This window comes from Blautia sp. DFI.9.10, from assembly GCF_024461705.1.
Taxonomy (GTDB): Bacteria; Bacillota; Clostridia; order Lachnospirales; family Lachnospiraceae; genus Blautia_A; species Blautia_A fusiformis.
Map to the genome: position 1 here is coordinate 34,869 of NZ_JANGAA010000013.1, position 13,154 is coordinate 48,022.

The window sequence follows — 13,154 nt, forward strand, 5'->3', positions numbered from 1 at the left end:
GTTCCCTGAAGTGCAGATCAGACAGAACTTAGCAATTTTCAGCGATCGTGTAAAGCAGCTTCTCAGACTCATCCCAACCAAGGCAGGCATCTGTGATGGATTTTCCGTAGATGTGATCTCCACCGATCTTCTGGTTGCCTGGCTCGATATAGCTCTCGATCATAAGACCCTTTACCATGGAGTGAAGCTCAGGATCTACCTGACGGCTGTGAAGAACCTCACTTGCGATACGAACCTGCTGCTCGTAATGCTTGTTGGAGTTGGAGTGGTTGGTATCCACGATCACTGCCGGGTTGGCAAGGTTCTTTGCATGGTATTTGTCATAGAGAAGACGAAGATCCTCGTAATGGTAGTTCGGGATCGCTTCCCCATGCTTGTTTACCGCACCGCGAAGGATTGCGTGAGAGAGTGGGTTGCCGGTGGTCTCAACCTCCCAGCTTCTGTAAATAAAACGATGAGCGCCCTGTGCTGCAACAATGGAGTTCAGCATAACGCTGTAGTCACCACTGGTAGGATTCTTCATACCAGCCGGAACATCCATGCCGCTGACAGTGAGTCTGTGCTGCTGATCTTCAACAGAACGTGCGCCTACAGCAACGTAGGAAAGCAGATCAGAGAGATAACGGTAGTTCTCCGGGTAAAGCATCTCATCTGCACAGGTGAAGCCGCTTTCGCGGATAGCACGCATGTGCATCTTGCGGATCGCGATCAGTCCGGCAAGAAGGTTCGGTTTTTTCTCAGGATCCGGCTGATGGACCATTCCCTTGTATCCTTCACCGGTCGTACGTGGTTTGTTTGTGTAAACACGCGGGATGATAAGGACTTTATCCTCGATCTTTTCCTGAACTTTGCGAAGTCTTAAAAGATAATCGCATACGGCATCTTCGTTATCTGCAGAACATGGTCCGATGATAGCGAGGAATTTATCGGATTTTCCGGTGAAAACGTCGCGAATCTCAGCATCGCGTTTCTCCTTGAGTGCCTGAAGTTCAGCATCGAGCGGATACTGATTGCGGATTTCCTCAGGAGTTGGCAGTTTTTTTATGAATTCAAAACTCATAGTACTTTATTCCTCCATAACTATAGACATTTCGATTATTTATTATAAACGATTATTGGCCGATTGTCGATAGGGAAATTTTAGCGCTTTCACGTGTAGAAGAGTAAGCAGCAGCTCACCCAGAAAAATTCCGTAAAAATAGCCTCGGATCCCCGTTGCCGGAATTATAAAAACAACGGAGAAAATACGGATGAGAATGCCGGCAATACTGTGGATCAGACAGAGCCCCGGTTTTCCAAGTCCCTGCAGGATGCTGGTGAGCATGGTGTTTGTATAAAGAAAAGGACAGATAAAAGACAGATACCGTATGTAGATTCCGGCAGTCTGGCTGTGAAAAAGCAATGTTCCGAGGAATGGGCCAAAAAGAAAGAATCCGCTTCCGCATAGAAATCCCAGGAACATGCACAGAAAAAAGGTCTGGTCTGTGACACGGCGGATCTGCTTCTGCTTTCCCAGTGCATCAAGCTGTGCGATGGAAGGCATCAGCATTACAGCGGCGGAAGACGTAAGTGTGGAAGGAAACAGGAGCAGGGGCAGTGCCATTCCTGTAAAGATCCCATAGATCTTCAGTGAGTCTGAGGCTGTCATGCCGGAACGCAGAAGCATCTGTGGGATCAGGACCGCTTCTATGCTGCCGAGAAGTGTCAGAAGGATCCTGTTCAGGGAAATGGGAAAAGACAGTGTGAAAAGGTCCTTTATCAGCGGAAAGATCCTGACGGGAGTCTTTTCGTGTACAGGGTGATTTCCGAAATGAAAGGAAACTACCAGCAGCGACACTAGCGAAGCGGCAGTCTCTCCGGCAAGGGAACCTCCCGCTGCGATCAATGCAGTGATCGGACGTCCTTCGGAAAGAAAGATCAGATACAGGATATAGGTAGTGCCGATCCGGGCAGACTGCTCCGAAAGCTGCACGGCTGCCGGAACAGAGGCTTTTTTTCGGGCATAATAATAGCTGTCAATGCAGGAATGAATGGCACAGAGAGGAATACTGACAGCTGTTATGCGAAGAAGACCGGCAGTCTGCGGTGTTTTCAGAATTGCGGAAGCAAAAAAATATGCGTGCTGAAAAAGCAGAAAACCGGCTGCAGCAGAAAAAAAGACAGCCATAAGTGTTCCTGTGACAAGCGAAAAACGTGCCTCCTTTTTCTCCTGAAGGGCAAGTCTGGACGCGATCAGGCGTGAAAGGGCAGACTGGATCCCTGTATAGGATAAAGCGGCCATAAGTCCCTGGAGAGGAAGAACCAGCTGATACAAACCAAGACCTTCCGCACCAATGGCATGGGAGAGGAATATTCTATAAAAGAAACCTGCGATACGGCTGATAAGGCCTGTGCAGGCAAGAATCAGGGTTCCTTTGAGAAATATTTTTTTTGACATGGATAACCTTGAGTCTTTTTTGTCAGTATATGAAGAAGTTAGTCTTGACAGAACCATATGTTTCTGATAGAGTAAACATGAAATCCGAGGGAAACACTGGGAATTGAAAAAAAGAGGTGAGCGGATGAAACTGTCAACAAGAGCAAAATACGGACTTAAGGCTTTGATAGACCTTGGTCTTTACAGTGAAAAAGAAGCGGTCTCGCTTCAGAGTATTGCGGGCCGTCAGAATATATCAGTCAGCTATCTGGAGCAGCTGATGGCACTTTTGAAGAAAGCGGGCCTTGTGAAGAGTGTCCGCGGCGCAGCCGGAGGATACTTTCTTGGAAGACCGGCAGAAGAGATTTCAGTGGGAGATATCCTTCGTGTCCTGGAGGGTGGCCTGGAGGCTGCAACATGTCCGGGAACAGAAGGTGACGGTGGCTGCCAGGGTTCTGATCTCTGCGTGGCTAAATTAGTGTGGAAGAGGATCAACGACAGCATCACAGATGCAGTGGATACCCTGATGCTCAGTGAGCTGATCGAAGAAAGCCGGAGAATACACGAAAAATAATTATCCTGAACAGGAGGAAAAGAAAATGGGAAAAATGATATATCTGGACAATGCGGCTACCACAAAGACCGCACCGGAAGTTGTGGAGGCTATGCTGCCGTATTTTACAGAGTTTTATGGAAATGCTTCAACCGTTTATGATTTTGCGGCAAACAGCAAGGCTGCCATCGCAAAGGCAAGACAGCAGATCGCAGATGTGATCGGAGCCAAAAAAGAGGAGATCTATTTTACAGCAGGTGGTTCCGAGTCTGATAACTGGGCTCTGAAAGCGACCTTTGAGGCATATAAAAATAAAGGAAACCATATCATCACAACAAAGATCGAGCATCATGCCATCCTTCATACCTGCGAGTACCTTGAAAAAGAGCGTGGTGCCAAGGTCACATACCTGGATGTAGATGAGAATGGTTTCATTGACCTGGATGAGCTTCAGAAAGCCATCACACCGGAGACCATCCTGATCTCTGTTATGGCTGCAAACAATGAGATTGGTACTCTTGAGCCGCTGAAAGAGATCGGCCAGATCGCACATGAGCATGGAATCCTGTTCCATACAGATGCTGTTCAGGCATTCGGCCAGATCCCGATCAATGTAGATGAGTTCAATATTGATATGCTCAGCTCCAGCGGACATAAGATCAACGGACCGAAGGGAATCGGCTTCCTTTATATCCGTAAGGGCGTTAAGATCCGCTCCTTCGTACATGGCGGAGCACAGGAGAGAAAACGTCGTGCAGGTACAGAGAACGTTCCTGGTATCGTAGGATACGGTCTTGCAGCAGAGCGTGCAAACAAGTCCATGAAAGAGCGTACTGCAAAAGAAATCGAGATCAGAGATCATATGATCAGCAGGATCCTCACAGAGATCCCGTACGTACGTCTCAATGGAGATAAAGTAAAACGTCTTCCGAACAACGTAAATGTAAGCATCCAGTTCATCGAGGGAGAGTCACTTCTTCTGATGCTTGATAATTTCGGAATCTGTGCATCCAGCGGTTCCGCATGTACATCCGGTTCTCTGGATCCGTCACACGTTCTGTTAGCTATCGGTCTTCCTCATGAGATCGCACACGGATCTCTCCGTATGACCTTAAGCGAGGAGACGACAATGGAGGATGTTGATTTTGTAGTAGATAAGCTGAAAGATATTACTGCAAACTTAAGAAGCATGTCTCCATTATATGAAGATTTTATTAAAAAGCAGAAAAAATAATAAAAATACTTGCCAGGAGGAAAAAATAATGTATAGTGAAAAAGTAATGGATCATTTTCAGCATCCACGTAATGTCGGTGAGATCGAGAACGCAAGTGGCGTGGGTACTGTAGGAAATGCAAAATGCGGTGATATTATGAGAATATTCCTTGATATCGATGACGAAACTCATATTATCAAAGACTGCAAATTTAAAACATTTGGATGCGGTGCAGCAGTTGCAACAAGCAGCATGGCAACAGAACTTGTAATGGGCAAGACCATTGAGGAAGCTATGGAAGTAACCAACAAGGCCGTTATGGAGGCTCTGGACGGACTTCCGCCGGTAAAGATCCACTGTTCCCTGCTTGCTGAGGAAGCAATTCATGCAGCTCTCTGGGATTATGCAGAGAAACATCACATTAAGATCGAGGGTCTTTCCAAACCGAAGTCTGATATCCACGAGGGTGAAGAGGATACAGAAGAGGAGTATTGATTCCTTTTATTTACGATCATAACCGGGGCATGAGCAAGCTTCAGTCGAACAGAACCGTAAGCCATTGAAAGGACAGGTAAGTAAGAAGCATGACAGGACTTACGAACGAAGAAGTTCAGGAAAGAATTGCGCAGGGCCAGGTAAATAATAACGAAAACCCCAACACCAGGACATATAAGCAGATCATTCTGGAGAATACGTTGACATTCTTCAATTTTCTGAACCTGGTGCTGCTGGTTCTCGTACTGCTGGTTGGTTCCTACAAAAACTCCATGTTTGTAGGAATCATTTTTATTAATACCGTGATCGGGATCATTCAGGAGGTCCGTGCTAAGAAGACGATTGACAAGCTGGCCATCCTGACAGAATCCAAGACGGTTGTTCTGCGTGAAGGAAAAAAATGGAAAATTTCTACAGAGAAGCTGGTTGTCGATGATCTGATATTCCTGAAGGCCGGAGAACAGGTTCCGGCAGATGCGAAGATCCTGGAGGGAAGTCTTGAGGTCAATGAATCTCTGCTTACCGGTGAGGCAGACAATCTTCCGAAGAATCCGGGAGATGAGCTTTTTTCCGGAAGCTTTGTGACGGCGGGACAGGCCTGTTGCCAGATCATCCATGTGGGAAGTGACAACTATGCGTCAAGGATCACCAGCGAGGCAAAGGAATTCAAACGCCATAATTCAGAGCTTAGAAATTCCCTGAATGCCATTCTGAAGGTGATCAGTATCATTATCGTACCAATGGGTGCGCTGCTTTTTTATAAACAGTATTATTTTGTGGGAGACAATATCCGGGATTCTGTTGTCAATATGGTTGCAGCGGTCCTGGGAATGATCCCGGAGGGGCTGGTCCTTCTTACCAGTGTGGCACTGACTCTGGGTGCGCTGAAGCTTGCCCAGAAGAAGACGCTGGTGCAGGAGCTGTACTGTATAGAAACTCTTGCACGCGTGGATACGCTCTGCCTGGATAAGACAGGAACTATCACAGAGGGTACCATGTGTGTGGAGGCGGTGGAGAGCTATCCGCCGGTGTATGATGAGATTTCAGAGAAAATATCCGGGAAAGATCCTGAATCCGGCGAAGGTGACAGCGATGGAACTGAGAGTTCTGCGACTTCTGCAGTTTCAGCAACAGATGCGATCGCAAAGGAGGATGGAAGCGCGAATCTCGTATTACAGGAAAAGTCAGAAGCTGACCCGGAGAAACATAGTCAGGAAGATCCGGAGAAGATCCGGGAGATCGAGCATATCATGGGAAATTTGCTTTCTGTGCTGAAGGATCAGAATGCCACTGCCGATGCACTCAGGGCGAGATTTAAAGTATCTCAGGATATGGAGCTGGATCATGTGATCCCATTTTCTTCTGACAGGAAGTACAGCGGAGCTGCATTTACAGATACAGGTACTTATCTGATGGGTGCAGCGCAGTTTCTTTTTCCGGAAGGGAACCCGGAGTTGATGGAGTATTGTGGCAGATTTGCAGAGGAAGGTCTTCGTGTGCTGGTTCTTGCCCATAGTGTAAATGTGAGTGAGGGAGCGGAGCTTCCGGAGGGACTGGAACCTGTCGGACTTTTGCTTATTACCGATGTGATCCGTGCAGAGGCACCGGATACGCTGGCATATTTCGAAAGTCAGGGTGTTGATCTGAAAGTGATCTCCGGTGATGATCCGGTGACGGTTTCTGCAATTGCCAGACGTGCCGGCCTTAAAAATGCAGAGCATTATATAGATGCGACAACGATCACAACTCAGGAACAGATGGACGAGGCAGTTGCAGAATATAGTGTGTTCGGGCGTGTAACACCTCAGCAGAAACAGGCAATGGTGAAGTCTTTGCAGGCTCAGAAGCATACGGTTGCCATGACCGGTGATGGTGTCAATGATGTTCTGGCGCTTAAAGAGGCGGACTGCAGTATTGCCATGGCTGAGGGCAGTGATGCTGCCAAGAATATTGCCAATGTGGTATTGCTGGATTCTAATTTTGCAGCAATGCCGGAAATTGTGAATCAGGGACGCCGGGTTGTAAATAATATCCGTACTGCGGCATCTATGTTTCTGATCAAAACGATTTTTTCCGTGCTGCTGTCACTGATCACGATCTTCTTCGGGGATTCCTATCCCTTTGAGCCGATCCAGATGTCTCTGATCAGTGCCTGCGCTGTTGGTATTCCTACATTCCTTCTGGCACAGGAGAATAATTATGAGAAGATCGACCATACATTTTTGCGTCATGTATTTATGAATGCATTTCCGGCTGCTGTGACCATCACGGGCTGTGTGTTCAGTGTGATGCTGGTATGCCAGAATGTATACCATTCCAATGCTATGCTGAATACAGCCTGTGTGCTTGTAACAGGATGGAATTATATGGCGGCACTTAAGACAGTTTACGCACCTCTGAATAAGTATCGAAAGGTGATCATTTACAGTATGCAGGTGATCTTTTTCGGTGCGGCGGTGGTTCTGCAGAATCTTCTGACACTGGGATCGCTGGAATTCGGAATGATCATTCTGGTGTTCCTTCTGATGACATTTTCTCCGATCCTGATCGATGTGATCACGGCCTGGCTCAGAAATATTTACAGCCGTTCGCTGGATAGTGGGGAACAGGGGAAATTTGCTGCATTTATTGATAAGCTGAGAAAATAATAATATGAGAAATAAAAAAGGACACTGCCCGTTGAAAATGGCAGTGTCCTTTTTTGCAAATAAACTGTGAAGCAGTTATCCAGTTATCCGGTGCAGAGCTGTGTAGAGAATGTAGATTGTGGATATTCGCCTGACAAAGCTATTATTTCGTGTGCATAAGCCAGATAAATCCGAAGGCCGGAATCTCTACAGCCTGTGCGTCTCTCTGAACTCCTGTGAGAAGATCTGTGTAGGTACCGTCCTGTTCGTTGATCCAGGCTACCTTATCCTGGTCGCTGAAGTTGTAGATGCAGATCAGCTTTTCTTCAGAAGTTTCTCTTACCAGGGCAAGGAGAGCTTTTTCCCAGGTTTCCAGTGTATGTGCAGAAACTTCAGGTGCAAATACCGGATGGCTGGCACGGATGGATTCCAGCTGCTCAAGGCTGTTGAAAATGCGTCCCTGGATCGTTTCGGCATCGGCTCTGTTCCGGGCAAGTGCCCAGTTGAAACGTCCATTGTGGAGCCAGCGGGGATCAGCTGCTTTGGAAATGTCTGTTTTATAGGTATAGTCATTCAGCTGTCCGACCTCGTCACCGCTTCGAAGTACCGGAATTCCGGGGAGGGAAAGAAGCAATGCATGAAGTGCTACGTCATAGCGGATTCCCCGGCTGACACCCTCCATATTTCCTTCATAATCAAAACGCTCGATTCCTGCAAGAGATGCGGTTGTTCCGCAGAGCTCAGATTCCTCGGTTTCCGGATTTACATAAATTTCACCCCGGGCAAAGGAATCAGGGAAAATACCTGCCAGGAATTCATTCAGATAATCTCTGTGAGGCCCTTCTGTGATAAAGCTTCCTTTCAGGAAATCATAGTCCAGATTCCAGTGTACCGTGTTGCGGTTACGGAGGTAATTCTGGAATACCGGTGCCTGCGGAAGGTTTGCAGCTCTGTCGATTCCCCGGCGGAGAAGGGCAGTGTCCTTTGTGGCAACGGTATGCCAGAGATCGGACATCAGCTGGGTGCTGTTTACAATGTGAAGTTCCGGCATATCGGAAGTTCCGCCAAATGCAGCAGCCTCTGCAGGTGGGCGGTCTGTTTCACCAAGGAGAAGAATTCCGGGGCATACGATCTCACACACCATTCGGGTCATACGCAGCAGAGAGTGAAGCTTCCAGAGATTTTCTTCCGGTATCATCGGAAGGACACCAAGGCTGAATATAGAAGCACCTTCATTTGCAAGCTCCAGGATCTGAAGAAGCATTGCATTGAAATAAGCTGGAGTCTGGAGCACGCATGGCGCACCGGACTGTGGGTCATCCACAGAAAGACTTAACGGGATCTCAAGAGCCAGGCGGATACCTGCTTTCCTACAGTTAGCTGCAAGTGTATGCAGATCTTCGGAGGTTCCAATCTCCGGGATAATGCGAAGGGAGCAGTTGGAGGTTGCCTGGAAAAGATCTGTCAGGTACAGAGTGTCTGCTTTGCATTCACTGATATAGTCCAGTTTATCGGACAGCCCGGAAAGAGTATCTGCGAAGTCAGCAGGATTTACAGCCATTCCGGTGAAAGTAGTCTTACGGAACCAATCAGGATCTGCAGCGCAGTTCTGGTCGGCTTCCTTCATGGAAAGAGAACGCTCACGGTAGATTTCTTTCATCTTTTTTGTGAGGCTTGAGAATGTGCCGGTAACTTCCGGGTGATCGCGGAACAGTTCGCAGTAAAGCCATTTCAGATCATTGTAGTAGTGTTTCAGACGTTTCTCGTAGAGGGCATCGTAAGCTGTGTCCTCCTTGGAAGTTTCGACTTTCAGAGGCTCGGTCTTGGAAGTAGTAACTTTCGCCGGCTCAGTCTTGGAAGTCTCGACCTTGATCGGTTCGGTCTTGGAAGTCTCAACCTTGATCGGCTCGGTCTTGGAAGTCTCGACCTTGATCGGTTCGGTCTTGGAAGTCTCGACCTTGATCGGTTCGGTCTTGGAAGTCTCGACTTTGGTCGGTTCAATCTTGGAAGTCTCGACCTTGATCGGTTCGGTCTTGGAAGTCTCGACTTTGATCGGTTCGGTCTTGGAAGTCTCGACTTTAAGCGTTTCCTTCTTTACGGTTTCAAGTTTTTTCACTTCGGCTTTAGCATTTTCAACAGATTTGGCAGCACTGGTATTTTTTTTCAGCTGCTTTTCTTTTTTTGCCTGCATGGCAGCTTTCTTTTTCTGGAGTCTTTTTGTTGACATATAGAGTTCCTCCTTAGATAAAATGATATTTTCGGTATAAAATGTAAACTCTCTCACCGGAGAGAGAAACAGAGCTACAGCTTATGAAAAACAGGACGGCGGTTTTTAAATACAGCATAATAGGAAAAACCACATTCACGGAGAACATCAGCCGCCTTGTCAAAGGCATAGCCGATCTTATCCGGAGTATGGGCATCTGCACCGATGGTGATGATCTCACCGCCAAGCTCACGGTAACGTCGGATAATATTGACACATGGATTCGGTTCACCAAGCCCGTAGTGATAACCGCCTGTGTTCAGCTCGATTCCCACATTTTTGCGGATCAATGTCCGCAGGATCTCGTCCAGGATCTCCTTATATCTTCCATAAGAATACTGACGGTTCTGATTTGGACCATAACGTACTACATAGTCGATATGTCCGTACACATCCATCTCGTCAAAAGCAGCGATATTTTCCAGGATGGATTCAAAATATTCCATGTAGCATGCGGATTCCTTACGGCCCTCAAAATAAGAAGGATAATAAGGATCGTATCCGTGCACCACATGGGAGGAACCAATAACGAAATCAAAGGGAACTTCTTTCAGAAGATCGGAAAAAGATTCTGCAAGCTGAGGCTGAAGTCCAAGCTCGATCCCGAAGTTAACCTGGATCTGGTCTTTAAAAGCATCCGCAAGACTCTCAAGTTTCTGGCGGTATGCAGGGATGTTCAGGGAAAAATCAAGATTTTCCGGAGTATCGGGATAATCCGGATCAAAATGTTCAGTAAAACAGATTCCCGTGAGACCCTGGTCTGCGGCAGTCTGGATCATTTCTTCCATCGGTGTATCGGAATCTGCGGAAAAAGAGGAGTGCATATGGCAGTCCCATAAAATTTTCTGGTCCATTTTGTACCTCCATATTCAAGCCTTTATATTCTGTGACAATGATCGTATCTGCCTGTTATGAATCCGGGAAAGTCAAACTCCCAGCGGGAATATAGATATCCGTTTTGGGAATCAGCAGGACAGAACTTTCTATCAGAGAATTATAGCACATTTTTCAGAAATTTTCTTAATATTTATTTTAATGTTCTTTTTTATAAATAGCTCTTGAATTTTTGTTTGGAATTAGGTACAATATGAAACAGGTTGATGTTTCTTTAACAAAGGAACGATTTAAATCACCATTCAATTCATAGGAGGAATTTATCATGGCAGTAAAAGTTGCAATTAATGGTTTTGGACGTATCGGTCGTCTTGCATTCCGTCAGATGTTTGGAGCAGAAGGATTTGAGATCGTAGCAATCAACGATCTTACATCTCCTAAGATGCTTGCTCACTTATTAAAATATGATTCTACACAGGGAAGATATGCTCTTGCTGATAAAGTAACAGCAGGCGAGGATTCCATCACAGTAGACGGAAAAGAGATCAAAATCTATGCTAAGGCTAACGCTGCAGAGCTTCCATGGGGAGAGATCGGTGTAGACGTAGTTCTTGAGTGCACAGGTTTCTACACATCCAAAGACAAAGCTCAGGCTCATATCGATGCAGGTGCTAAGCACGTAGTTATTTCCGCTCCGGCTGGAAACGACCTTAAGACAATCGTTTACAACGTAAACCATCAGGGTCTTACAAACGAGGACAAGATCATCTCCGCAGCTTCCTGTACAACAAACTGCCTTGCACCAATGGCTAAGGCTCTTAACGATCTTGCACCGATCAAATCCGGTATCATGTGCACAATCCACGCTTACACAGGCGATCAGATGACACTTGACGGACCGCAGAGAAAAGGCGATCTGAGAAGATCCCGTGCAGCTGCAGTTAACATCGTTCCGAACAGCACAGGTGCTGCTAAAGCTATCGGACTTGTTATCCCAGAGCTTAACGGCAAACTTATCGGTTCTGCACAGCGTGTACCTACCCCAACAGGTTCTACAACAATCCTTACAGCAGTAGTTGAAGGAAACGTTACTAAAGAGCAGATCAACGCAGCTATGAAAGCAGCTTCCAATGAGTCCTTCGGATACAACGAGGATGAGATCGTATCCAGCGATATCGTTGGTATGAGATTTGGTTCCCTCTTCGATGCTACTCAGACAATGGTACTTCCACTTGAGAATGGCACAACAGAGGTTCAGGTAGTTTCCTGGTATGACAACGAGAACTCCTACACAAGCCAGATGGTTCGTACAATCAAGCACTTCGGAAAACTTCTGAACGCTTAATTTTCTGCGAACGGGTGTAGAAGAATAGACTCAGAAAGGGTCCGGTCTGAAGAGGACCGGGCCCTTTTTTTCCAAAAGACCAAACAAAAAAATGTCTGAGGAATGACTGTTAACAGAGCGGACAACAATACCGCTCGCCCTTATTCATCTGCTTTTGCAGAAATAAAAGTTAAGGAGATATAGAGATGCTGAACAAAAAAAGTGTTGACGATATCAATGTAAAAGGACAGAAAGTACTTGTAAGATGCGACTTCAATGTTCCGCTTCAGGATGGAAAGATCACAGATGAGAACCGTCTTGTAGCTGCTCTTCCTACAATCAAGAAACTGATCGCAGACGGCGGAAAGGTTATCCTTTGCTCCCACCTTGGAAAACCGAAGGGAGAGCCGAAACCGGAGCTTTCTCTTGCACCTGTAGCAGTTCGTCTTTCTGAGCTTCTTGGCCAGGAAGTAAAATTTGCAGCAGATCCTGAGGTAGTAGGACCGAACGCAAAAGCTGCTGTAGCAGAGATGAAAGATGGCGATGTAGTTCTTCTTGAGAACACACGTTATCGTGCAGAAGAGACAAAGAACGAAGACAAGTTCAGCGAAGATCTTGCTTCCCTCTGTGATGTATTTGTAAATGATGCATTCGGAACTGCTCACAGAGCTCACTGCTCTAACGTAGGTGTTACCAAATATGTAAAAACAGCAGTTGTAGGATATCTGATGCAGAAAGAGATCGATTTCCTTGGAAACGCTGTAAACAATCCGGAGAGACCATTCGTAGCAATTCTTGGCGGTGCTAAGGTTTCCAGCAAGATCTCTGTAATCAACAACCTTCTTGACAAGGTAGATACACTAATCATCGGTGGTGGTATGTCCTATACATTCTCCAAGGCTATGGGCGGACATATCGGAACATCCCTCTGCGAGGATGATTACCTTCAGTATGCTCTTGACATGATGAAGAAAGCAGAGGAGAAGGGCGTGAAGCTTCTTCTTCCTGTAGATAACAGAATCGGTGATAACTTCTCCAATGACTGCAATATCCAGGTTGTAAAACGTGGTGAGATTCCGGACGGATGGGAAGGAATGGATATCGGACCGGAGACTGAGAAGCTTTTTGCAGACGCTGTAAAAGATGCCAAGACTGTTGTATGGAACGGACCGATGGGATGCTTCGAGATGCCGAACTTCGCTCATGGTACAGAAGCAGTTGCCAAAGCTCTTGCTGAGACAGATGCAACAACCATCATCGGTGGTGGTGATTCCGCAGCAGCTGTAAATATCCTTGGATATGGCGACAAGATGACACACATCTCCACAGGTGGCGGTGCTTCTCTTGAGTTCCTTGAGGGCAAAGAGCTTCCGGGCGTAGCAGCAGCTAACGATAAAGACTGATAAAAAATAAAGTGTTCCGCGA

Annotated in this window: 10 protein-coding genes; 6 read left to right on the forward strand and 4 right to left on the reverse strand. The window is 46.5% G+C overall.

Annotated elements, in window-relative coordinates; translation table 11 throughout:
• Positions 1-28: 28 nt before the first annotated feature.
• Both NE671_RS09340 and NE671_RS09345 read right to left on the reverse strand, forming a co-directional pair.
• Positions 29-1,060, reverse strand: coding sequence for a 3-deoxy-7-phosphoheptulonate synthase (locus NE671_RS09340; protein ID WP_015526991.1), 1,032 nt, complete (start codon positions 1,058-1,060; stop codon positions 29-31).
• A gap of 42 nt (positions 1,061-1,102) precedes the next feature.
• On the reverse strand, positions 1,103-2,437 hold the full coding sequence (locus tag NE671_RS09345) for a polysaccharide biosynthesis protein (RefSeq protein WP_173740422.1): 1,335 nt from the start codon (positions 2,435-2,437) through the stop codon (positions 1,103-1,105).
• Positions 2,438-2,561: 124 nt separating this feature from the next.
• Here NE671_RS09345 and NE671_RS09350 point away from each other — a divergent pair, with 124 nt between their 5' ends.
• From NE671_RS09350 to NE671_RS09365, 4 genes are all read left to right on the forward strand, one after another.
• Positions 2,562-2,990 (forward strand): RrF2 family transcriptional regulator, encoded by a 429-nt coding sequence (locus NE671_RS09350; protein ID WP_015526993.1) that lies wholly within the window; start codon positions 2,562-2,564, stop codon positions 2,988-2,990.
• 25 nt (positions 2,991-3,015) lie between these two features.
• Positions 3,016-4,203 (forward strand): cysteine desulfurase NifS, encoded by a 1,188-nt coding sequence (nifS, locus tag NE671_RS09355; RefSeq protein WP_021650819.1) that lies wholly within the window; start codon positions 3,016-3,018, stop codon positions 4,201-4,203.
• 28 nt (positions 4,204-4,231) lie between these two features.
• Positions 4,232-4,678: a Fe-S cluster assembly scaffold protein NifU gene (gene nifU / locus NE671_RS09360; protein ID WP_015526995.1), complete on the forward strand. Its 447-nt coding sequence runs from the start codon at positions 4,232-4,234 to the stop codon at positions 4,676-4,678.
• Positions 4,679-4,767: 89 nt separating this feature from the next.
• Positions 4,768-7,326 carry an HAD-IC family P-type ATPase gene (locus tag NE671_RS09365; RefSeq protein WP_114002023.1) on the forward strand — a complete coding sequence of 853 codons (2,559 nt, stop codon included), beginning with the start codon at positions 4,768-4,770 and terminating at the stop codon, positions 7,324-7,326.
• Positions 7,327-7,468: 142 nt separating this feature from the next.
• Here the strand turns inward: NE671_RS09365 and NE671_RS09370 are convergent, their stop codons facing one another.
• Together NE671_RS09370 and NE671_RS09375 are read right to left on the reverse strand one after the other, a co-directional pair.
• Entirely contained in the window at positions 7,469-9,532 is a 2,064-nt protein-coding gene (locus NE671_RS09370) for an alpha-amylase family glycosyl hydrolase (protein WP_256163911.1), read from the reverse strand.
• Between the two features lie 74 nt (positions 9,533-9,606).
• The gene (locus NE671_RS09375; RefSeq protein ID WP_022426901.1) at positions 9,607-10,425 is read right to left on the reverse strand and encodes a histidinol-phosphatase HisJ family protein; all 819 of its coding nucleotides are present in this window, start codon (positions 10,423-10,425) and stop codon (positions 9,607-9,609) included.
• 305 nt (positions 10,426-10,730) lie between these two features.
• Here NE671_RS09375 and gap point away from each other — a divergent pair, with 305 nt between their 5' ends.
• Positions 10,731-11,750, forward strand: coding sequence for a type I glyceraldehyde-3-phosphate dehydrogenase (gap, locus tag NE671_RS09380; protein ID WP_021652276.1), 1,020 nt, complete (start codon positions 10,731-10,733; stop codon positions 11,748-11,750).
• Between the two features lie 185 nt (positions 11,751-11,935).
• Complete coding sequence (locus tag NE671_RS09385) at positions 11,936-13,132, forward strand: phosphoglycerate kinase (RefSeq protein WP_015527000.1); 1,197 nt, start codon at positions 11,936-11,938, stop codon at positions 13,130-13,132.
• Positions 13,133-13,154: the final 22 nt, after the last annotated feature.